Annotated in this window: 20 protein-coding genes and 1 pseudogene; 12 read left to right on the forward strand and 9 right to left on the reverse strand. The window is 57.5% G+C overall.

Annotated elements, in window-relative coordinates:
• Positions 1-1,587, reverse strand: a complete 1,587-nt coding sequence (locus ACX3YF_RS25085; protein ID WP_130209411.1) for a RimK family protein — start codon at positions 1,585-1,587, stop codon at positions 1-3.
• Between the two features lie 92 nt (positions 1,588-1,679).
• Here ACX3YF_RS25085 and rimI point away from each other — a divergent pair, with 92 nt between their 5' ends.
• Positions 1,680-2,777, forward strand: coding sequence for a ribosomal protein S18-alanine N-acetyltransferase (gene rimI / locus ACX3YF_RS25090; protein WP_130209413.1), 1,098 nt, complete (start codon positions 1,680-1,682; stop codon positions 2,775-2,777).
• Between the two features lie 52 nt (positions 2,778-2,829).
• Here rimI and ACX3YF_RS25095 read toward each other — a convergent pair whose 3' ends face one another.
• Positions 2,830-3,981, reverse strand: coding sequence for a PQQ-dependent sugar dehydrogenase (locus tag ACX3YF_RS25095; protein ID WP_448647836.1), 1,152 nt, complete (start codon positions 3,979-3,981; stop codon positions 2,830-2,832).
• A gap of 53 nt (positions 3,982-4,034) precedes the next feature.
• Positions 4,035-4,388 (reverse strand): hypothetical protein, encoded by a 354-nt coding sequence (locus tag ACX3YF_RS25100; RefSeq protein WP_448647835.1) that lies wholly within the window; start codon positions 4,386-4,388, stop codon positions 4,035-4,037.
• 190 nt (positions 4,389-4,578) lie between these two features.
• Here ACX3YF_RS25100 and ku point away from each other — a divergent pair, with 190 nt between their 5' ends.
• The gene (ku, locus tag ACX3YF_RS25105; protein ID WP_448647834.1) at positions 4,579-5,439 is read left to right on the forward strand and encodes a non-homologous end joining protein Ku; all 861 of its coding nucleotides are present in this window, start codon (positions 4,579-4,581) and stop codon (positions 5,437-5,439) included.
• Positions 5,440-5,505: 66 nt separating this feature from the next.
• Here ku and lpxO read toward each other — a convergent pair whose 3' ends face one another.
• The gene (lpxO, locus tag ACX3YF_RS25110; RefSeq protein WP_458974498.1) at positions 5,506-6,405 is read right to left on the reverse strand and encodes a lipid A hydroxylase LpxO; all 900 of its coding nucleotides are present in this window, start codon (positions 6,403-6,405) and stop codon (positions 5,506-5,508) included.
• A gap of 472 nt (positions 6,406-6,877) precedes the next feature.
• The gene (locus ACX3YF_RS25115) at positions 6,878-9,394 is read right to left on the reverse strand and encodes a bifunctional diguanylate cyclase/phosphodiesterase (protein WP_458974499.1); all 2,517 of its coding nucleotides are present in this window, start codon (positions 9,392-9,394) and stop codon (positions 6,878-6,880) included.
• Between the two features lie 471 nt (positions 9,395-9,865).
• Between ACX3YF_RS25115 and ACX3YF_RS25120 the strand changes: the two are divergent.
• From ACX3YF_RS25120 to ACX3YF_RS25130, 3 genes and pseudogenes are all read left to right on the forward strand, one after another.
• A pseudogene (locus ACX3YF_RS25120) lies at positions 9,866-10,602 on the forward strand (hypothetical protein); the annotation flags it as partial.
• 20 nt (positions 10,603-10,622) lie between these two features.
• Complete coding sequence (locus ACX3YF_RS25125) at positions 10,623-12,209, forward strand: ABC-F family ATPase (protein WP_090321229.1); 1,587 nt, start codon at positions 10,623-10,625, stop codon at positions 12,207-12,209.
• Positions 12,210-12,422: 213 nt separating this feature from the next.
• On the forward strand, positions 12,423-13,610 hold the full coding sequence (locus tag ACX3YF_RS25130; RefSeq protein ID WP_130206067.1) for an MFS transporter: 1,188 nt from the start codon (positions 12,423-12,425) through the stop codon (positions 13,608-13,610).
• Positions 13,611-13,613: 3 nt separating this feature from the next.
• On the opposite strand, the gene ACX3YF_RS25135 is transcribed toward ACX3YF_RS25130, so the two are convergent.
• Both ACX3YF_RS25135 and ACX3YF_RS25140 read right to left on the reverse strand, forming a co-directional pair.
• Positions 13,614-14,651: an alpha/beta hydrolase family protein gene (locus tag ACX3YF_RS25135; protein ID WP_130206069.1), complete on the reverse strand. Its 1,038-nt coding sequence runs from the start codon at positions 14,649-14,651 to the stop codon at positions 13,614-13,616.
• A gap of 169 nt (positions 14,652-14,820) precedes the next feature.
• A complete protein-coding gene (locus ACX3YF_RS25140; RefSeq protein WP_047528566.1) occupies positions 14,821-15,432 on the reverse strand; it encodes an FMN-dependent NADH-azoreductase in 612 nt (203 codons plus the stop codon).
• Positions 15,433-15,563: 131 nt separating this feature from the next.
• On the opposite strand from ACX3YF_RS25140, the gene ACX3YF_RS25145 reads away from it, so the two are divergent.
• Both ACX3YF_RS25145 and ACX3YF_RS25150 read left to right on the forward strand, forming a co-directional pair.
• Complete coding sequence (locus ACX3YF_RS25145; protein ID WP_130206071.1) at positions 15,564-16,472, forward strand: LysR substrate-binding domain-containing protein; 909 nt, start codon at positions 15,564-15,566, stop codon at positions 16,470-16,472.
• Positions 16,469-16,828: an MmcQ/YjbR family DNA-binding protein gene (locus ACX3YF_RS25150; protein ID WP_130206073.1), complete on the forward strand. Its 360-nt coding sequence runs from the start codon at positions 16,469-16,471 to the stop codon at positions 16,826-16,828. The genes ACX3YF_RS25145 and ACX3YF_RS25150 overlap by 4 nt, the downstream gene beginning before the upstream one ends.
• Here the strand turns inward: ACX3YF_RS25150 and ACX3YF_RS25155 are convergent.
• Both ACX3YF_RS25155 and ACX3YF_RS25160 read right to left on the reverse strand, forming a co-directional pair.
• Positions 16,825-17,253, reverse strand: a complete 429-nt coding sequence (locus tag ACX3YF_RS25155) for a DUF1294 domain-containing protein (protein ID WP_288095503.1) — start codon at positions 17,251-17,253, stop codon at positions 16,825-16,827. The two genes, ACX3YF_RS25150 and ACX3YF_RS25155, sit on opposite strands and share 4 nt — an antisense overlap.
• Positions 17,250-18,080, reverse strand: a complete 831-nt coding sequence (locus ACX3YF_RS25160) for an undecaprenyl-diphosphate phosphatase (RefSeq protein WP_090469468.1) — start codon at positions 18,078-18,080, stop codon at positions 17,250-17,252. Before ACX3YF_RS25160 ends, ACX3YF_RS25155 begins: the two co-directional genes overlap by 4 nt.
• Before the next feature lie 259 nt (positions 18,081-18,339).
• Here ACX3YF_RS25160 and ACX3YF_RS25165 point away from each other — a divergent pair, with 259 nt between their 5' ends.
• From ACX3YF_RS25165 to ACX3YF_RS25185, 5 genes are all read left to right on the forward strand, one after another.
• Positions 18,340-19,974: a methyl-accepting chemotaxis protein gene (locus ACX3YF_RS25165; protein ID WP_458945355.1), complete on the forward strand. Its 1,635-nt coding sequence runs from the start codon at positions 18,340-18,342 to the stop codon at positions 19,972-19,974.
• Positions 19,975-20,100: 126 nt separating this feature from the next.
• Positions 20,101-20,664 carry a nicotinamide riboside transporter PnuC gene (pnuC, locus tag ACX3YF_RS25170; RefSeq protein ID WP_288095509.1) on the forward strand — a complete coding sequence of 188 codons (564 nt, stop codon included), beginning with the start codon at positions 20,101-20,103 and terminating at the stop codon, positions 20,662-20,664.
• Positions 20,661-21,185 (forward strand): AAA family ATPase, encoded by a 525-nt coding sequence (locus ACX3YF_RS25175; protein WP_196585400.1) that lies wholly within the window; start codon positions 20,661-20,663, stop codon positions 21,183-21,185. The genes pnuC and ACX3YF_RS25175 overlap by 4 nt, the downstream gene beginning before the upstream one ends.
• A 330-nt stretch (positions 21,186-21,515) precedes the next feature.
• Positions 21,516-21,956, forward strand: a complete 441-nt coding sequence (locus tag ACX3YF_RS25180) for a hypothetical protein (RefSeq protein WP_130206081.1) — start codon at positions 21,516-21,518, stop codon at positions 21,954-21,956.
• A gap of 1 nt (position 21,957) precedes the next feature.
• Positions 21,958-22,533 carry an adhesin gene (locus tag ACX3YF_RS25185; protein ID WP_130206083.1) on the forward strand — a complete coding sequence of 192 codons (576 nt, stop codon included), beginning with the start codon at positions 21,958-21,960 and terminating at the stop codon, positions 22,531-22,533.
• Positions 22,534-22,545: the final 12 nt, after the last annotated feature.

Genomic DNA, 22,545 nt, shown 5'->3' on the forward strand with positions numbered 1-22,545 from the left:
TCACCAGGCCTGGCCGCGACGCTTAAGCTCCAGGCGCCTGACGAACTCTTCCAGCACCAGTGAATACAGATCGTCCTGCAAATAGGCGTCTTCGATACCCGCGTCCATGTTCGGGTTGTCGTTGACCTCGATCACCACCACTTTGTCGCCGGACTGCTTGAGGTCGACGCCGTACAAGCCATCGCCGATCAGATTCGCGGTCTTCACCGCCAGTTCCACTACCGCGCGGGGGGCTTCGTGAACCGCCAGGGTCCGGCATTCGCCATTGATGTCCTGGCCCTTGGCCTTGTGGTTGTAGATCTGCCAGTGCCCCTTGGACATGAAGTATTGGCAGGCAAAGATCGGTTTGCGGTTGAGTACGCCGATGCGCCAGTCGTACTCGGTGTAGAAAAACTCCTGAGCCAGCAACAGCACCGAGTGTTCGAACAGCTCGGCCGTGGCTTCGAGCAATGCCTGCTGGCTTTCAACCTTGATCACGCCTCGGGAGAAACAGCCGTCGGGTATCTTCAGCACCAACGGAAAACCCAGGCGCTCGCCAACCCGTTCGAAGTCCTCCGGTCGTTCCTTGTAGAGGATTTCAGTGGCAGGCATGCCCAGTTGATGGCTTTTGAGCAGGTCTGTCAGGTACACCTTGTTGGTGCAGCGCAGGATGGACGTCGGATCGTCCATCACCACCAGCCCTTCGCTCTCGGCTTTCTTGGCGAAACGATAGGTGTGGTTGTCGACGCTGGTGGTCTCGCGGATCAGCAACGCGTCGTACTCGGCAATTCGCGCGTAATCCTTGCGCTCAATCAACTCGACGTCGATACCCAGGGTCTTGCCGACCCTGACAAAGTTGTCCAGCGCCTTGGCGTTGGACGGCGGCAAGGCTTCCTGGGGATCGTGCAATATCGCCAGATCATAACGAGCCAGGCGCCTTGATCGCGGTAATCGCCAGATCTTTCGACTGAACGTGTCCAGCGCATTCGCAAACTGATCCTCCTGATCTTCACGCAACTTGTGCAAGGCACCAGACTTTATTCCCTCGATGTGCCAGCCGTTAGTTCGGCGAAACTCAACTAACAGAATCGGACAGGCAAACACTTCAAATAGTTGGCGCGCCAGATCCTGTAAAGGTTCTATGTTGGTTTTGCCGAAATACAAGGTCAGGGTGAAGCCTTCGGTGTCACTGTAGAGATGATGGCTGAGGGCCTTTTCCAGGGTTTTGTCCAGGTCATCCAGCGCCAGGCCATACAGGGACTTGCGGGTCAGCTCGCTGATGGTACGCACCGATGGAATGACCTTGTGCCCCCGGGCCTCGGCCAGTAGCGAGCAGTAATAACCATGCCCCAGGTATTTGTAGCTGCGGCACAGGTTGATCACCTGGACGCGTTTGCCCTGGTCATTGTCACGGGTTTGCTCGAGGTACTCCTGGGCCGTAACGATGTCTTCACTGGGGAAGTAAGAGGCCCAGTCTTCCTTGCGCTCGACGATGATAATCAATTGGCTGGAAGTTCTATTCGCATCGCTTAAATAAGTTGCAGAAGTGATTGCTGTTGGCAAAGTTTGTTCGGATACTTCGCGCCAATGACCCTGTACCGCTGACATAGTGATTGATCCGTTGGAGAACAAGACCTTTCCTATTAAGCACGAACTTTTTCGAAAGTCCCGTTTCGTTACGCAACTTTTACGGTGGTCATATGAATCTGATTTTTCGGTTGGCGGTCACTGAGGATCTACCGGCACTACTGCAACTTGAAGAACAGTGTTTCACCACGGATCGGCTCAACAGTCGCAGCTTTCAATGGATGATCAATCGGGCACACGGCCAACTGCTGGTGGCCCAGCGTGGCGAGGACCTGGTGGGGTATGCCGTTGTGCTATTCCATCGCGGTACGTCGCTGGCGCGCCTGTATTCGATTGCGATCGCGGTTCAGGCGCGGGGCAGCGGTTTGGGCAAACAATTGCTCGAGCGCGTCGAAGCCTGTGCACTGGAGCACGATTGCGCCTATTTGCGCCTGGAAGTGCGCATCGATAACCCGGCGGCCATTGCCCTGTATGAGCGCAATGGCTATCGGCGCTTCGCCTTGATTCACGACTATTACCAGGATCACGCCGACGCGTTGCGCCTGGAAAAGCGCATCCTTGAGCACCGCGCCTCACGAAACATCCAGGTGCCCTATTACCCGCAAACCACCGATTTCACCTGCGGCCCGGCCTGCCTGCTGATGGCCATGGGTGCCTTGCAACAGGGTCGTGTGCTGGAACGCCGCGAAGAACTGCAGATCTGGCGCGAGGCGACCACCGTGTTCATGACCTCCGGACACGGTGGTTGCAGCCCCCAGGGTTTGGCATTGGCGGCCTGGCGACGGGGATTTCGGGTGCGTCTGCAACTCAGCATGGCCGGACCTTTGTTCCTCGACGGCGTGCGCGACGCGCATAAAAAAGACGTCATGCGCCTGGTGCACGATGAATTCACACTGCAATTGCAGACTACCGATGTCGAGTGTGTGATGGGCGCGGCGCTGAACCTGCCACGACTGCTGGAGCACGGTGGACAGCCGCTGGTACTGATCAGCAGCTATCGACTGACCCGTTCGAAATCCCCGCATTGGGTGATCGTCACCGATTGCGACGACGAATTCGTCTACCTGCATGATCCCGATGTGGATCATAGCCAGCATCGCCAACCCATGGACTGCCAGCATCTGCCGGTCAGCCATGGGGAATTCGACAAGATGTGCACTTTCGGTCGGGACAAGCTGCGGGCGGCGGTAATTTTGTATCGTAGTGAGTGAACGGCCCATTTTCTGTGGCGAAGCGGCTTGCCCCTCGCCACAGGTATCCGCGTTATTTCAAACCCACCCTGTACAACCCGCCGTTTTCTTCATCGGTCAGCACGTACAGGTAGCCATCCGGCCCCTGACGCACATCGCGAATGCGTTTGTTGAGTTCATCCAACAAGCGCTCTTCGTGGACCACCCGATCGCCGTCGAACTGCAAGCGGATCAACTCCTGAGTCACCAATGCACCGATAAACGCATTGTGCTGCCAGGCCTTGAATCGGTCGCCGTCGTAGAACGCCAGGCCGCTGAGGCCGGGGGATTTCTCCCAGACATGGTGCGGTGCGACGGTGCCTACGGCGGTTGTGCCTTGAGCTTCCGGGATCGGCTGGCCGGAGTAGTTGATGCCATGGGTGGCCAGCGGCCAGCCGTAATTCTTGCCACGCTCGATGATATTGACCTCGTCACCGCCCTTGGGACCGTGTTCGTTTTCCCAGAGGATGCCGGTCCAGGGGTTAAGCGCAGCGCCTTGCGGGTTGCGATGGCCGTAGGACCAGATTTCCGGACGCACACCGGCCTGACCGACAAAGGGGTTATCGTCCGGCACCTTGCCGTCGGGGTAGATCCGCACCACCTTGCCTTGCAGTTTGTCGAGGTCCTGGGCGGTCGGGCGGTCGTTGTTTTCGCCCAGGGTAATGAACAGATAACCGTCCCGGTCGAACACCAGCCGCGAGCCGAAGTGATTGCCGACCGACAGCTTCAGTTCCTGACGGAAAATCACCCGAAAATCCTTGAGTGAGGCCAGATCTTCAGACAACCACCCACGACCGACAGCGGTCCCTGCCTTATCCCCTTGACCTCCACCTTCGGCATAGGACAGGTAGACCGTACGGTCCTGCTTGAAGTCGGGCGACAGCGCCACATCCAGCAATCCACCCTGCCCCCTGGCCCAGACCCTGGGCACGCCACTGATTGGTGCTGACAGTTTGCCCTCAGCCGTCACCAGCCGCAGATTGCCGGGCCGTTCGGTCACCAGCATGCCCTGGCGGTCAGGGAGAAACGCCAGGGCCCAGGGATGTTCCAGCCCTGTGACGATCGGCGTGACCTGAAGCGTGCCCTGCTCGCTCTGCATTTCCTGAGCCGGCGCTGCCATGGCGGACACAGTGGTGGTCATCAAGGCGCTGGCGCAGACAGTGGCCAGAAGCGTTTTACGCAACATGCACGATTCCTTTTGTCAGAGGAGAAATGACCGACAGCCTGGCTGCCCGGCCATCATGGGTTGCGGGTGTCCGAGTCTCGCTGAGGCGGGTTGGGAATGAATTTGGGTGGGCTGGCAGGCGCCGGGCGATCCTGGGGATAGCGATTGCCAATACCGCCATTATCGAGGGTCGGTGGCCGCGGTACCGGCACAGTGTTCGGCCCGCGGATGGCCGGCGTATTGGGCTGCGTGCCCTGCATGCTGTTTGGATTCGCGCGGCGAATCGGGCTGTTGTAGGGGTTGTTGTTGCCCGGCAGGTTTTGGGCGATCTGCAACGGCGCACCTGCCCTGGCAACTTCAGCCTGCACCGTTTGGCTGATGACGCCGCTCAGGGCGAGCGTGATGAGGCCAAGCATGCATCGGTTCATGGGGAGCCTCTCGACGTGAGCCAGAATAGAGTCTTCGATAGCACGCTACGCTCGGGGTTCGTATTTGTTAACAAAAACCTCCGACAAGATGTAACACGACGTTGACGCCCCATCGCGGCAGGGCTCAATGCGGCTGAAACTTTTTCAAGAGGCCACGGGTCACCTGATCATCACTCACGAGTAGACGACCATGGCGCGGGCAATCTGGAAGGGCGCAATCAGTTTCGGCCTGGTGCACATCCCCGTGGCGCTGGTCTCGGCAACGTCTTCCCAAGGGGTGGATTTCGACTGGCTCGACAGCCGCAGCATGGACCCGGTTGGCTACAAGCGCGTCAACAAGGTCACCGGTAAAGAAGTCACCAAGGAACACATCGTCAAGGGTATCCAGTTCGAGAAAGGTCGATACGTGGTGCTCAGCGAAGAGGACATTCGCTCGGCGCATCCTCTGTCGACCCAGACCATCGACATTTTTGCCTTTGTCGATAGCGACCAGATTCCCTTGCAGAACATCGACACGCCCTACTACCTGGCGCCGGATAAACGCGGGGGCAAGGTTTATGCGCTGTTGCGCGAAACGCTCACCCGAACCCAAAAAGTCGCCCTGGCCCGCGTGGTGCTGCACACCCGCCAATATCTGGCCGCGCTCATGCCGCTGGAATCGGCCATCGTGCTGATGAAACTGCGCTGGCCGGCAGAAGTACGCAGCCTGGACGAGTTGGCGTTAGGCCCTGACGTGACCAAGGCCGAGCTGACCAAGGGCGAACTGGATATGGCCAGGCGACTGGTGGAGGACATGAGCGCCGAATGGTCGCCGGATGACTACCGGGATGAGTTTGAAGACAAGATCATGGCCCTTGTGGACAAGAAAGCCCACGAAGGCAAGATTGAGGACGTTGAAACAGCCACCGGCGAAGAGCAACGCAAAACAGCGGATGTCATTGACTTGACCGAACTGCTCAAACGCAGTCTGGGCAGCAAGGCACCAGGCAAGGCGACCGCAAAACCCAAGCCGTCCAACAAACCGGCGGCGAGAAAAAAAGCCAGCACGTAATGAGCGGGGCCGACCAGGATCATCGCAGGCGAGCCTGCGACGCCTTCGGTCGACCCGGCGAAAGAGTCAGACGAGGATGAAGATGGCCAGCAACCCGCCAAAGATTGCCCACTTTTCCACGTAATAACGTGTGCGGTTGCGCTTTTTCAGTTCTTTGCCGCGCAGACGAATTTTGTAGATTCTGCCGAACAGTCGATTGATGCCGCCGGTCTTGTCACCCGCCTCATTCGGCGCGCCGGCCGCCGCCATCACATTGCGGCTGAACCAGGTGTTGAACGCAGCCGCCCAGCGATACTTCATCGGGCGCTCAACGTCGCAAAACAGAATGATGCGGTTCTGCTCGGTGGCGTTTTCAGCGTAATGGATGTAGGTCTCATCGAACATCACCGCTTCACCGTCGCGCCAATGGTAGTTCTCGCCATCGACATTGATGTAGCAACCGGCATTGTTGGGGGTTTCAAGGCCCAGGTGATAACGATAGGAACCCGCATACGGGTCGCGGTGACGCACCAGTTTCGAGCCCGGAGGCAATTCGGCGAACATCGCAGCCTTGATCGAACCGATGCCCTGCACCAGCTCGGTGGTGCGCGGACAGAGCTTCATCGCCGATGGGTGGCTGTCGCCGTACCACTTGAGGTAGAAGCGTTTCCAGCCTGATTTGAAGAACGAGTTGAAACCGACGTCGTCGTACTGGCTCGAGCGTTTGATCTCCCCTGCCCGCAACAGGTTTTGGCCTTCGGCGCGGATTTCTTCCCAGTGAGCCTGCAAGGGGCTCAGGTCGGGAAAGTCGGCAGGATTGAGGAAAGGTTTGTTGGGAATCTTCGAGAAGAGATAAAGGAAGCAATTGATCGGGGCCAGAAACGTCGAGTGATCGCTCAACTGGCGGCCCAGCTTGTGTCGAACCTGCCCTCGCAGGTGAACGTATGCGATGGAGACAACATAGATAGCGGCAATAATGAGTTTCACGGAAATCGTCACACGTCAGAAGTGAACAAACTGCGCCCCTTGGCAGCCCTTGGCCCAGGGGCTTGTGCAGAGTCTGAATACGAAAGCTGTCCCGATGGCGCATCCTTGAGCCGGCGCTGATTTTCGGCACCCGATGATCGGCGGCATTTTAGCCACAATTTGTAACCAAAAGTGAACCGAAGCCGTGAAAATCTGTCTGATCAGGCCGCCAAAACAGCACCACTGCCTTTTGGCCTTATCGTTTTGAGCACCAGACCAGCCCAAACTTTTCGCGCCCCCTGATTGACCGGCCTCAGCGCACTTCGACTCGGGCCAAGCGCTTCACATGCTCCTGTCCACTTGTTGCCAGATCGATCTTCCGCTTCTGACCGGGGTGCGTTTCCCGTGATCCGAATGGCGGAACGGGGACTGATTCGGTACTGCCTCAACCCTGGCTATGAATCGCCCCGCTTCACTAGAATAATTCGGATCGTCAAATTTCTCTCTGCTCCGAAAGTTCTAGAGCATTCGTAACCTCAATCTCGCGTTGGGCCTCGATCTTCCTGACGAATTCTGGAATCTGATCGGTGGGCAATGGCCGGCTAAACAAATATCCCTGAACTTCGTCGCAACCATTCTGATTCAGAAACTCCCACTGCGCCGATGTCTCAACCCCCTCGGCAATAGTGATTAAACCCACGCTATGAGCCATTTGTACGATGGTCTTGACTATGGCTCGATCATCGGCATCGATTGCGATATCACGCACGAACGACTGATCGATTTTGAGTTTATAAATCTTGAACTTCTTGAGATAGCTCAACGAGGAATACCCGGTCCCAAAGTCATCGATGGACATACGTACCCCGCGCGAGTGCAAGTTGTCCATGATCTCGATGGCACGCTGCGGCTCGCCCATGGCCACACTCTCGGTCAACTCCAGTTCGAGATACTCTGGAGGAAGTTGTTCCTCACTCAGTATTTCGGAAATCAATGTCGGCAGATCCGGATTCTGGAACTGCACTACCGATAGATTGACCGCCATGACCACGGGAGGCATACCGGCGTCCATCCAGGAACGCAGTTGTCGTACTGCCGTGCGCAACACCCAGGCACCGATGGGATTGATCTGCCCATTACTTTCCGCTAATGGGATGAATTCAGCGGGCGAAATGTGACCCAACACCGGATGGTGCCAGCGCAACAATGCCTCCACGCCAACAACACGGTGCCCATCAATAGACAGCTGTGGTTGGTAATGTAAATAGAACTGCGCCTGTTCCAGTGCCTGGCACATGGCACTTTCAAGTGCCAACATACGCTTTATGTGAGTGCGCATTTCTTCGGTGAAGAAGCGGTAACCATTGCGTCCTTCGTGCTTGGCCCGGTACATGGCGGTGTCGGCGTGCTGGTACAGAACACTGTATTCGGCGCCGTTTTCCGGGTACATGGCTATGCCAATGGAAGACGTTGCGGTCAAGGTATGAATGCCAATCTGATAGGGCTGCGATACCGATTCCAATAGTTTGGTCGCCACCGTGGCAGTGCCGCGGGTATCGGCATCGGCCAGCACGATCACAAACTCATCTCCGCCAATGCGTGCCACAGTATCGCTTTCACGCACTACAGCTGTGAGGCGCTTGCCAACTTCAATCAGCAAGTTGTCACCCAGGCTGTGGCCCAGGCTGTCGTTTACATTCTTGAAATTATCAAGGTCCATAAACAGCACCGCCACATGCGTTTGGCTACGTGCGGCTGCCTGGATGGCACGGGTTACACGATCATGCAGCAGGTTGCGATTGGGTAACCCGGTTAGCGGATCGAAGTTGATAAGCTGGTTGATCCGTCGTTCGTGTTCGACGCGCATCGTAACGTCAAGAACGGATGCAATGACGTAGTGCCCTTCGTCATCGGAAATCGGTGTCAATCCGATTTCAACCCGAAATTGATGCCCCGACTTGTGTTTTCCAATCAGCTCCCTGCCCTCGCTATGTTGCCGCTTCACAGGGTTTTGCAGATACCCTTGCACCAGCTTCTCGTGGTTTTTGCGATATGCGTCGGGAACCAGCACCTGAATCGACTGACCTATCAATGCATCGGCTTCATAGCCGAACATGATGTCGGCCTGTGCGTTGGTCAAGGTGATATGCCCCCGTTCATCCACCATGATCATGCCTGTGGCCGAAGCCTCGACCGCCAACGCCAGGTTTTTGCGAGCCCGCATCAGTTGGAGAAACGGACGATCTACTGACTCCACCACCACGGCGCGGTAAATGACCAAATAGCTGATGACTTTATAAATGTGTCCCAGCACGTTGTATATTCCATTCATGCTGGTGTAGAGCGTGAAGAAGAGTTCGCTCATCGCCGTCACACTCACCGCACTGAACAGAAGTGCCGCGTTGAAGGGTTGCGGCTTTCTCATCTTGATCCAGAGCGTCGCCATCGTGGTCAGGTTGATGGCGATTAACAGGTACTCCAGGTTTATTTTTAATGACGTCAGACCTTGGCCGGGAATGAACAGGTGAGGCAGCCAATCCTGGTAGTGAATGACCATCCAATTAACAATTGCGGTGAGTAACAACAGAGCAGAGAAAATCAGGTATTTGGTGAAGACCGTCATCAAACGTTGCCAGGAACGCAATGTCACCAAGAGCAACGTGATGGCGGCCGCAAACCGTGCTGAAAGCCAAAAATAGAGGTGTTTCTCTGAGTCGTTATGCGATAGAAAATCGGGCATGCCTGCATAGGAGGCGGCATGCAAAAAATCCATCCAACCCACGACAAAGAAACCGCAGGCCAGAAACACCAAGTTGCCCGAGGTTTTCCCCAGATTGGAATTCCAGCCTACCGCAAACACCATCATGGCAATTACGATGGAAACTGTTTCCATCAGCATATGCCCTGGGAGGTAATGCGGAATGCCTATGCCATTTGAACCGGCCGAAATTGCCCAAGCGATGAACTGGCATATGGCAAGTGCCGACAGCAATACCGCCATACGGTGCATGGAAGCACGATGTGAGGAGTGCACCCGCCAAATTGCAATCCGTTCGATCTGAGGCTGTTTGTTATCGTTTCCCATTTAAAGCGATGGCCCTTGAAGCGGATGGAGAAAGTCAATTCAAATACATGATTTATTGCGATCACATCCTTGTAGGTTGACAACGTATTCCCGTTGGAACAGTCCGCAGCTAAAAGGCAAACCTCCCAACACTACAACCACTCGAGATTAAAAGATAGCACTTGGCCATCCATCCAAATGTTTTTTCCTTGTTTTACGAGTATTGGCAGCAACAGCCCGGCATAGGGCGTTTTCTGACTTTGAAGTCTGATGCGAATCGTGTGTTTACCGAAAACACTAGAGTACGAAGCTCGCGCTAAACAATTTAGCCAGCCTGTTGCGTCGATTAGTTGAATCCACAGCCCGAAGCGTAAAAATGCCTATGGATTGGCGGTTAGGTTAGAACTGCATCCCAACTACGCCGATCTGTTCCCTGGATCAATGACGCGACTCGGTGGCATTCCAAGCGCCCATGAGTACGCCCAGCTTTGGTTCGATGGCCAGGTTATCGCTGAGGGCACTCGAAATAACTACAGGGGTGCGCTGAACCTCTACTGAATTCAGCCCTGGTACGCATAGACTTGATTACCACCACCCTCCTGCGCCGCATCATTGCGGCCACGGAGAGGACTTTCCGGGGGTTCGCCGCAAGGCTCTGGTCAGGCTCTCGACGACGCTGGAAGCCGCAGTTGCCGAAGCGCTGATCAAGAAGAACCCGGCTAACGCACCAAAAACGGAAAAAATCGTTTCGTTCGACTCAACGAACGTGCATCGCACGCGCTGGAGTTCGCCCGCCAGTACGCCGTGCGCCGTGCAAAAGGCGTCGGCAAAGTCAAGACCACGTCCCGGGTGTTCCCGCCGTCGAAGAACAGCGAGTACAGCAAACAGACCTCAGATCTGCACAACCAGTGGAGGCCGGCACTCCAGGCACTGACGATGCCTATCGACCACCGTACAACTGCCGTCATACTTATGCGACAATATGCTTAATGTCCAACATGAACCCCGCATTCATCGCTCAGCAGCTTGGCCACAGCGTCCAAATGTTGCTGACGACGTATGCGCGTTGGCTCAACTCAAGCTCAGACTGGGCGGAGCTGGAAAAGCTCCAGATTGGTATCAAATCGGTATCAGGCAAAAAAGACCAGCTCTAACCCATTGATAGGTAAGGTAATTGATCTCCACAGCTAACATCACCATGCAGTTCGGCGCCAAGCCGTTGTTCGAAAACGTTTCGGTCAAATTCAACGGCGGCAATCGTTATGGCTTGATCGGCGCCAACGGTTGCGGCAAGTCGACCTTCATGAAGATTCTCGGCGGTGACCTCGAGCCATCCGGCGGCCAGGTCATGCTGGAGCCGAACGTACGCCTGGGTAAATTGCGCCAGGACCAGTTCGCCTACGAAGAATTCACCGTGATCGACACCGTGATCATGGGTCACGAAGAACTGTGGAAGGTCAAGGCCGAGCGCGATCGCATCTACTCGCTGCCGGAAATGAGCGAAGAAGACGGCATGGCCGTGGCCGAGCTGGAAACCGAATTCGCTGAAATGGACGGCTACACCGCCGAATCCCGCGCCGGTGAGCTGCTACTGGGCCTGGGGATTCCCCTGGAACAGCATTTCGGCCCGATGACCGAAGTCGCTCCAGGCTGGAAACTGCGGGTATTGCTCGCCCAGGCCCTGTTCTCCGATCCGGAAGTGCTGTTGCTCGACGAACCGACCAACCACCTGGACATCAACACCATTCGCTGGCTGGAAACCATTCTCACGGCGCGTAACAGCACCATGATCATCATTTCCCACGACCGTCACTTCCTCAACAGCGTCTGCACCCACATGGCCGACCTGGACTACGGTGAGCTGCGCCTGTTCCCGGGCAACTACGACGAGTACATGACTGCCGCGACTCAATCGCGCGAACAATTGCTCTCGGACAACGCCAAGAAGAAAGCCCAGATCGCCGAACTGCAAACGTTCGTCAGCCGCTTCTCGGCCAACGCCTCGAAAGCCAAACAGGCCACTTCCCGCGCCAAGCAGATCGACAAGATCCAGCTGGCCGAGGTCAAGCCGTCGAGCCGCGTGAGCCCGTTCATCCGCTTCGAACAGACCAAGAAGCTGCACCGTCAGGCCGTGACCATCGAGCAGATGTCCAAGGGCTTCGACGGCAAGACCCTGTTCAAGAACTTCAGCTTCACCGTTGAAGCCGGCGAGCGCGTTGCGATCATCGGCCCGAACGGTATCGGCAAGACCACCCTGCTGCGCACCTTGATGGGCGAGCTGACCCCGGACGCCGGTTCCGTGAAGTGGACCGAAAGCGCGGAACTGGGCTACTACGCCCAAGACCACGCCCACGATTTCGAAGACGACGTCAGCCTGTTCGACTGGATGGGCCAGTGGACTCAAGGCGAGCAGATCATTCGCGGCACCCTGGGCCGCATGCTGTTCTCCAACGACGAAATCCTCAAGTCGGTCAAGGTCATTTCCGGTGGTGAGCAAGGTCGCATGCTGTTCGGCAAGCTGATCCTGCAAAAGCCGAACGTGCTGGTGATGGACGAACCGACAAACCACCTGGACATGGAATCCATCGAAGCGCTGAACCTGGCGCTGGAGAACTACCCGGGCACGCTGATCTTCGTCAGCCACGACCGTGAGTTCGTGTCCTCCCTGGCCACCCGCATCATCGAGCTGAGCCCGAATGGCGTGACCGACTTCAGCGGCACCTATGACGACTACCTGCGCAGCCAGGGTGTGGTGTTCTAAGGGCAGCCATCGGTTTCAAGCTGCCAGCTTCAACAAAAAGCCCTGTCCTTGTGACGGGGCTTTTTTGCATTTCAGACCAAGGTTTCTTGTCGGTGCATCAATCATCGCGAGCAACAGCGAAAATGTCATGGCAAAAGTAGTTAGCCTGTTTTCTTTTATATCAACGCCAAGCCATCATGCCGTTCTCCCACCGCCGCCCGCGAACGAGCTCTCATGTCTGCGCAGCAACAGCCACCGCAAAGCTCCATGGCGATCACCCTGCAGATCGTCTCCATCGTCTTCTATACCTTTATTGCCTTTCTCTGCATCGGCCTGCCGATTGCGGTGCTGCCCGGCTATGTCCATGAACAACTGGGGTTCAGTGCCGTTGTCGCAGGGCTGACCATCGGTTCGCAATATCTCGCTACCCTGCTCAGTCGGCCCATGGCGGGACGCATGTCCGACAATGTCGGCACCAAGCGGGCGATCATTTACGGGTTGTCCGGGATTGTGTTGAGCGGCGTGTTGACGTGGCTGTCGACCTTGCTGCAAAGCGTTCCTTTATTAAGCTTGTTGATCCTGATCGCCGGCCGCTTGCTGCTTGGGATTGCCCAAGGCTTGATCGGAGTCGGCACCATCAGTTGGTGCATGGGCCAGGTAGGGGCCGAACACACCGCGCGTTCAATTTCCTGGAACGGCATCGCTTCGTATGGCGCGATTGCCATCGGCGCGCCACTGGGCGTGGTGATGGTCGATCAACTGGGCTTCGTCAGCCTGGGCATCGCCCTGTCGGTGCTGGCCCTGGCAGCACTGCTGCTGATTCGTAACAAGCCGTCGGTACCAGTGATCCGGGGCGAGCGCTTGCCCTTCTGGGCAGTTTTCGGGCGCATTGCGCCGTTCGGTGCGAGCCTGTGCCTGGCCTCCATTGGCTACGGCACCCTGACCACTTTCATCACCTTGTATTACCTCAATCGTGGCTGGACCGGCGCGGCTTATTGCCTCACCGTCTTCGGCGTGTGCTTCATTCTGGCGCGCCTGCTGTTCATCTCCAGCATCAGCCGTTTCGGTGGATTCGCCTCGGCCATCGCCTGCATGACCATTGAAACCGTCGGCCTGATGCTGCTGTGGTTCGCGCCTTCGACCGCCTACGCCTTGATCGGTGCCGGCCTGACCGGCTTCGGCCTGTCGTTGGTGTACCCGGCGCTGGGTGTCGAGGCGATCAAGCAGGTGCCCAACGCCAGCCGTGGTGCCGGATTGAGCGCTTATGCCGTGTTTTTCGACCTGGCGCTGGCGATTGCCGGCCCCTTGATGGGCGCGATCGCCCTGAACCTGGGGTACGCATGGATTTTCTTCAGCGCAGCGGTGTTGTCGGTCAGCGGATTGGGGTTGACCCTGTTGCTCAAGCACCGGGCCATGGCGTGACGCCTACTGATCGGCAGTCTGCATCCCGGCCCGCGTCGCCTTGCCCAGCGTGCGGGAGAAGAAGCTCCCGGCTTCAGAGATCATGTTGCGGTGAATGTCTTCGCGGTCAACGCCATCGGCATCAGTACACAGCGCCGGCATGATGACGATCTGCTCGTCGTTGCACGGTGCCATGAATACAAAGTGCCCTGCCCCGGCCAGCAACTTGAAGTCCGGCGCGACAGGCAGCTTGCGCGCCAAAGCCACCGCGTTTTTGTCGATGGGCACCAGTTTGTCGCCGTCACCGCTGTAAAGCAGCACGGGCACGTGCACATCGGCCAGCGTGTGGCGACCGAACTTCAAGCTCAGCGGCGCCATCAGCATTAGCGCGTGGACGCGTGGATCGGCCACCGGTTGCAGGTCATCGCGGTCGACGATCAATTCCCCCCGGGTGTTGCAGGCATCACGGTCATCCGGACGCTCCTGGCAATAACGGCGCAGGCGGTCCAGGTCCGGAGTCGCACCGGACAGAATCAATGCTGTCTCGCCTCCGGCCGAGTAACCGATGACGCCCACCTGATCAGCATTGACGAACGGCGACAGCATGCGGTCGCCCAGGGTCGCAGTGATGGCTTCGGAAATCTGGATCGGCCGCCCGTACAGATTACTCAAGGTGCCGAGACGACTGTGATCCTTGGAGTTGTCGCCGGGGTGAATCACCGCCACCACCACAAAACCCTTGCGCGCCAGCGAGGTGGCGAGGTCATGCAGGGCCAGCGGGGTCCCGGTGTTGCCGTGGGACAGCATCAGCATGGGGAATCGGCCGATGGCGACTTTAGTGTCTTCACCCGCCTCGACGGTGTAACCCTCGAGTCGGCTGGAATGTTCCTTTTCGCTCGATGGGTAGAAGGCGATGGCACGCATCGGTTGCAAGTCCAGCGGGTCGAGAAACTTCATCTCGTGGTAGCCGACGCTCCAGTGAGGATGCGGCGCAGGGGCGGCGTGCACTGTATTCAGGCTGCTGAGCAGGCAAATCAGTAAAGTTGCACAAAGACGCACCATGGGATGCCCCACCTTGTTACCGGATTAAAGACATAAACCCTCGACTGCATAACTTGGGCCACAAAACGAAATAGACAGAAACAAAAAACTCCGTATCTGATACTTGCGCATTCAGAATACAGAGTTTTTTGAGGGTTTGCCCAACCGGCTTGAAGTCTTTACGCAAGCCTTACGCGGCGGCGAACAACTGCTCGCTGATCTGCTCGTGAGCGTCGCTCATGGCTTTGTTACGGACATCGTCACCATAGGCCAGGCCATGGGCACGCACGAATTCGATGTCAGTGATGCCGATGAAACCGAACAACACTTTCAAGTAGTCTTCGTGGGCAACGCCGGTTGCCTGGCCGGCATGCAGCCCGCCGGAAGTCGAAACGATCACCACTTTCTTGCCACCGCACAGCCCCTCGGGACCGGCTTCGGTGTAGCGGAAGGTCTGACCGGCAACGGCGATGCGATCGATCCAGGCCTTCAGTTGGGTCGGAACAGTGAAGTTGTACATCGGGGCTGCAATCACCACGGCATCGGCGGCGAGGAATTCGGCCAGTGTGGAAGCGCTGAGTTCGGCTTCGTGCTGCTGTGCGGCGTTGCGCAATTCAGCGGCGGTGCCGGCAGCCACCAGGGTGGTCGACGAAAAATGGCTGATGGCATCGGCTGCCAGGTCGCGGTAAGTCACCACGGCGGATGGTTCGGCGACTTGCCAGGCTTTCACAACTTCACTGCTCAGCTGACGGGAGGCCGAGTTGTCACCAAGAATGCTCGAATCGATATGCAGCAGTTTCATGTGGGATCTCCAGGTGAGGATCGCTACAAGGGCGATCTGATGGAAACAATCCTACAGATGAAACCAATAGGTGATTAGGCCGCAACAATGCGATAGTTTGTCTCACTGATAGAACGATAGAGCCATCAGCCATGCAAGACCTCAATGACCTTTATTATTTCGCCAAGGTGGTGGAAGCCGGCGGCTTCGCGGCGGCCGGGCGTTTGCTGGGCATTCCCAAGTCGCGGTTGTCGCGACGTATCGCCGAACTGGAAGAACGCCTGGGCGCGCGCCTGCTGCAACGAACCACTCGCCAGCTGAAACTGACCGCCGTGGGCGAACGCTACCTGCGACACTGTCAGGCCATGCTGCTGGAAGCCGAAATGGCCGATGAAGCCGTCGCCAGCATGTCCAGTGAACCCCGAGGACGTTTGCGGGTGTCCTCCCCGGTCGGCCTGGCCCACGAGATTCTGCCGGAAGTCATCAGCAGCTTTCTGGAGAAATTCCCCCAGGTGCAACTCGAGGTGGTGCTGGTCAATCGCCGCGTCGATCTGGTCACCGAAGGCGTGGATGTCGCGCTGCGCGTGCGTGAACCGGGCGATGAAGATCCGCTGTTGGTGACCCGCCGCTTGCGCCAGGCACAGATGCTCCTGGTGGCCAGCCCCACATTCCTGCTGGGACATGAAATCAACCGCCCCGATGATTTGAAAGACCTGCCAGTGCTCGGCGCCCTCGAACCGGATCGGCTGGTACACATCCGCCTGCTCGATCACCAGGGCAAAAGCCACGATCTGGCAATGGAAGCGCGCCTGGGCGTCGACGACTTCATCGTACGCAAGACCTGCGCCCTCGCCGGGCAGGGGTTTACCACGCTACCGATGATGTATTGCGAACAAGAACTGGCCAATGGTTCGCTGGTGCAGCTGTTGCCTGAATGGTCGCTGCCGGGTGGCTGGCTGCAAGCGGTCTACCCTCATCGACGCGGGGTGATGCCGGCCGTGCGTGCCTGGCTCGACCATTTGATCGAAACATTCAATGCCTGCGGGGACCGTTTGATATGAAGGCTGGACGCATGAGCGAAGTGGACGTCGCGACATTCTGCCTGGCACTGCCCGGTGCGCGGGAAGACTATAAATGGGGAGGCGTACGGGTGTTTTCGGTTGCCGGAAACAAGATGTTCGCGCTGCAGAACCTGCGCGGCGAATCCCTGGCGTTCAAGGTCGACAAGGATTTGTTCCTCGGTCATTGCGACCGTCCGGGCATTCATCCAGCGCCTTATCTGGCGCGGGCCCAATGGATCATCATGAACGCGCCCTACCCGCTGGGTGCCGAAGAGCTGCAAGGCTTGTTGCAACGCTCTCATCAACTGGTGGTGAGCAAACTGCCCAAACGAACGCAGGTCGGGTTATTGCTTTAGAACAGTGCCAACAGGTTTGCACCGAGAAACAGCAAGTCGATCCAGAACACTTGGTGCAGCATCACGATGAGCCAGAACACCAGTTGAAACGAGACCTTGCGCGTCTTGTGCCGAAACACTTGTTGCGCCAGCAACGCCCCCGGCCAGCCACCCGCGAACTCCAGTGCATGCAGCACGTTTTCCGGCGTTCGCCATTGATCGACACGGGCCTTGCGCTTATCGCTCCAGTACAGCAAAAACGTCAGCAGGCTGACGATGCCGTAGGCCGCGAGGGGAATCAAAGACACCCCACGCAACCACAACGACATCGACCCGAACAACGGCAGCGCGCACAGGATCGCGAACACCAGCAGCTTCAGGCGTAGATGCTGGATATGTCCACCGGACTTGCCTCCGCAATGATAGCGCGCGCTGGAATCACTCATGGCTTGGCCGCGGTCCAGTCTATCCAGCCAAACTGCCACGTGGCCAGAATCAGCAGGCCGAAGGCGATGCGATACCAGGCGAACGCCGCGTAGCTGTGGCTGGCGATGAACTTGAGCAACCCGCGCACGGCAATCATCGCGAAAATGAATGCGGTCACGAAGCCAAGGGCGAACACCGGAAAATCAGCCGCCACGAACAGCTTGTGGTACTTGTAGCCCGAGTACACGGCCGCACCCACCATGGTCGGCATGGCCAGGAAGAACGAGAACTCGGTGGCGGTTTTACGCGACAGACCAAACAACAGGCCGCCGATGATCGTCGAGCCGGAACGCGAAGTACCCGGAATCATCGCCAGGCACTGGGCGAACCCGACTTTCAGTGCGTCTTTCCAAGTGATCTCGTCCACGGTATCGGCATGCACTTCATGCTGACGCTGTTCAGCCCATAGCATGATGATGCCACCCACCACCAGGGCCGTCGCCACGGTGATCGGGTTGAACAGGTAATGGTGGATCAGGTCAGCAAAAATCACTCCCAGAACCACGGCAGGCAGGAAGGCGATCAACAGGTTCGCGGTAAAGCGTCGCGCACTGGGTTGGGTCGGCAAACCGATGACCACATCGAAAATCTTGCGGCGGAACTCCCACACCACCGCCAGGATCGCCCCGAGCTGGATGATGATGTTGAATGCCATGGCCCGCTCGCCACCGAAGTCGAGCAAGTCGGCCACGATAATCTGGTGCCCGGTACTGGAAATGGGCAAAAACTCTGTCAGCCCTTCTACAACGCCAAGAATCAAAGCCTGAAAGGCAGTCCAAAGATCCATCAATCCCCCAAAAGGCTATGCACCCGTGCATGCCCCGTTAGTATTTTTAAAAACATTTATCGCGACCAGCGTAGTTGAATTCGCACGCTTTCAGGATCCACACCTGGCCATGAAAAATCCGTGAAACATTTGGATTCAGGTTTTCCCGTGCGGGGCCGAAATCCTATCAGACAAGTCCGATAAGTGCTTTCGCGATATCGGGCCAGGCCGAATGCAGGCGATCATTCATTACAAGAACAAGAAAACGGAGCACCGCGTTATGAACAGCTTGCGCAATATGTCGATCAGCCGGCGCTTGTGGCTCATCCTGGTCGTGGCCGTCATGATGCTGCTGGCCTTGGGCGTCTTGATGCTCAAGCAGATTCACGATGACCTGTATGTCGCCAAGGCACAGAAAACCCAGCATGTGGTGCAAACCGCCAGTGGCATCCTCACTTACTATCACGACCTCGAAACCGCCGGCACGCTCACCCGCGAGGCCGCGCAGAAACAGGCGCTGACCGCCGTTCGCGGACTGCGTTACGACCAGAACGATTACTTCTGGATCAACGATCTGACGCCGGTGATGATCATGCACCCGGCCAACCCCAAGCTGGACGGCCAGAATCTCTCGGCGATCCGCGACCCCGACGGTGTTGCGATATTCAATGAGATGGTCACGGTGGCCAGGAGCAAGGGCGCCGGGATCATCAATTACCGCTGGCCAAAACCCGGCGCCAGCGAGCCCGTGGAAAAAACCTCTTACGTCAAACTCTTCGAGCCCTGGGGCTGGATGATCGGCTCGGGCGTGTACATCGATGACATGCAAGCCGAATTCTATGGTCAGTTCTGGAAAGCCTCGGTCATTGGCTTTGCAATCGCGTTGATCATGGCGGCACTGGTGATCCTCATCGCCCGCAGCATCGTTCGCCCGCTTCAGGAAACCGTCCACGCGATGGCCAACATCGCCAGCGGTGAAAGCGATTTGACCCGCAGCCTCGACACCCACGGTCAGGATGAAGTCACACAATTGGCCCGGCACTTCAATGCCTTTACCGCCAAACTGCGCCAGGTCATCGGTGAACTGCAGGTCTGCGCCAGCGCGCTAGGCCAATCGTCCAGCGAATTGGGCAACGACGCGACCCAGGCCCAGCAACGCAGCCAGCAACAGTCGCAGCAGATGGAACGGGTGGCCACGGCGATCAATGAAGTGACTTCCGGCGTGCAGGATGTGGCAAAGAATGCCGAACATGCCGCCAGCGAAATGCGCGATGCCGAAGCCCAGGCCCAACAAGGCCAGGTCAACATTGATGGCAGCCTGCAGCAGATCGACACGTTGTCGTGCACCATCAATCAGGCCGTGGACGTGATCCGCACCCTGGCCACCGAAAGCACGCAGATCGGCGGCGTTCTGGAAGTGATCCGCTCGATTGCCGATCAGACCAACCTGCTGGCGCTCAACGCTGCCATCGAGGCAGCAAGGGCCGGCGAGCAAGGTCGGGGTTTCGCGGTGGTAGCCGACGAGGTTCGACTGCTGGCCCAGCGGACCCAGAAGTCCACGGCGGAAATCCAGTCGATGATCGAGCAACTGCAAAGTCATTCCGAGGCGGCGGTCAAGGTGATTGGCGACAGTAGCCGGGCTTCGCAGCTGACCATCGAGCAGGCGGGTCTGGCCGGTACAAGTCTGAATGCCATCGGCCAGGCATTGCGCAACCTCAACGGCCTGAATGCGTCCATCGCCAGCGCCACCCTGCAACAGGCCCATGTGGTCGAAGACATCAACCAGAACGTCACCCAAGCCGCCGGGTTGTCCCACAGCACCGCGCTGGCGGCTGAACAATCCAGCAAGGCGAGCATGAGGCTGAAGGAATTGAGCGAGCAATTGAACGGCTTGCTCAGGCAGTTCCGGGTTTAATTCGAAAAAAGGTCGTCCGAACGCGACCCGAGCCTCTGACAGCGCCTGCTGGCGCCGCCAAAGGCTGCGATCGTTTGATCTTCAGTTACAATCCGCCCCTTCTTCGACTTCCCCCAAGGAAACTCCATGTCCGGGCTTGAACTGTTTGCCGCCGCCCTCGGTGTCATTGCCGTCTGGTTGACGGTCAAACAGAACCCCTGGTGCTGGCCGATCGGCCTGGTCATGGTGCTTGTCTATAGCTGGATTTTTTTCGAGGTGAAGCTGTATTCGGACATGCTGCTGCAAGTGATTTACGCCGCATTGCAGCTCTATGGCTGGTGGCAGTGGACGCGCGCCGGCGATGCGCATCATGGACGCGAGGTCAGCCGGCTGGGCACACATGCGGTGGCGTCGGGACTGGCCATCGGTGCGGCGGGCAGTCTGTTGCTGGGCGCCGCCATGGCGCACTGGACCGATGCCGCCCAGCCTTGGCTCGACGCTTTCCTCACCGCCTTCAGCCTCGTGGCGCAGTGGTGGATGGCGCAAAAACGCTTGCAATGCTGGCCGCTGTGGATCGTCCTGGATTGTATTTTCGTCGGCCTGTTCCTGTACAAGGGGATGTACGTGACGGCGGCCCTGTATGGCCTGTTCGCCCTGCTGGCCATTCAGGGCTGGCGCTCATGGCGCAGCGATCCAGTGCCATGCCCATGAAGGTGCTGGTGCTGGCAGGGCCGGAATCGAGTGGCAAAAGCTGGCTTTCGAGTGAGATTCACGCCAACTTTGGCGGCATATTGGTCGATGAGTACGTCAGGCACTTCATCGAAAGCGAGGCCCGGGAAACCTGCTACGATGATATTGAATCAATAGCACATGGCCAGCTGACCTGGGAGGATGTCGCACGTGCCTCACAGCCGTCGCTGCTGATCCTCGATACGCATCTTTTAAGCAACATTCTTTGGAGTCGTACGTTGTTTCGCGCTTGCCCGACCTGGATCGAGCAGGCACTGCTGGCACGGCACTACGACATGCATTTGTTGCTTAGCCCGGAAAACGTGGCCTGGCATGACGATGGACAACGTTGCCAGCCACAACTGGCAGAACGCCAGGCGTTTTTCCAGGCCAGCCGCCAATGGCTTGAGCTGAACCACCAGCGTTATCAGGTACTTGAAGGTGACTGGCAACAGCGCAAGGACACCGCATTCGAGGCCGTGACACGCTTGCTCAAGGCCTGACAGGGCTACCCTGCCCTGTCACATATGTCCATTCCTGAAACACCCTCCTCCGCGCAAACCCTCGAACTAAAGCGGCCCGAGCGCTGCAACAAGAAAATGTTAAGCCACTGATACAACCTGCCTCAAGCCACCTTGACGAGCAATGGCGCCCATCTGGACGGCGTTTTTGCGTGGTTTTGTCTCAGCGGTGATACAAATTTTTTTGACCGCCACGACAAATGTTTACAACTCACTGTTTTTTAAAGAAAAACAAAAACCGGCACACCTTCTGCTGTCTTCCTCGCAACGCTGATAAGGGCCAGCGTTCCACTTACAGAAGGAATTGCCGCCGTGGGGAAACTTGATAACCACATTTTTAGCCTCCTGCTGATCGGATGTGCATTGGGCTCAAGTGTTTGCCTGCCAGTACAGGCCGACAACGGCATCATCATTATCAAACGTGATGTCCAGGTGCGCATGGCGACACGCGCGCCAGTGGCTCCCGATCCTAACCCCACGACCGCCAATGCCAACCCGTCGAAACAAATCCTCAATCAGACGAGCGAGTTGAGCGACGGTGACTTTGCCAGCGTTGCCAGTGGTGCAGGCATTTCACGCCTGGTCGCCCAAGGCACCAATAACCTGGGCGGCAACATCACCAACCAGACACAACTTTCCAACGTCCCCGCCGGGCGTTCGGGAAATTCGGGCAACAACGGCATTGCCAACATGGTCAATTCAAACGTCCAGCAAGGCCTGGGCGCTTTGAGAATCATAACGGGAGACCGTTGAGATGAATCGCACGCTGCTGATTATCGCCATGCTTTGCAGTAGTACATCGGCCTTTGCCCAACCTCCCGTCATCAATAATGCCGAAATCGATAATTCAGGCGCGCAATACCAAGGCAACTTCTCCGTCAACCAGGCGGCTGGCGATCTACAGCAACAGGCCAACGCCCGGGCCATCGCCATTGGCCATGGAGCCAGCGCGACGGTACAGATTCGCCAACGGTTGCGCGGCCAGGTCGACCCCGCCATGGATGCGCGCTCGAGCATCCAGGGTAACTCCTTCAGTAACGGCAACGGCGTACTGGGCGTGAACCAGAGCTCGGGCGCCAATACCCAGCAAGCCAACGCACTGCGTATCAGCATCAGTGCTCAGCCGCAAAGCATCGACGACAGCGTCCTCATGCAACAGAACGTGACGCTGCTCAACAACTCCGATCCAACTGACTCTGCACCAGGCTTTCGCCAGGTCGCTACCAGCGACCAGGCCTTCACCGGTAGCCGCGGGGTAATTCAGTTGAATCAGAGTGCAGGGGTGGGAAACCGCATGGCTAACACCCTCAGCATACGGGTCGCGGATTGACCCAAACAGGTA

The sequence above is a fragment of the Pseudomonas fluorescens group sp. PF-69 genome (genome assembly GCF_054481235.1).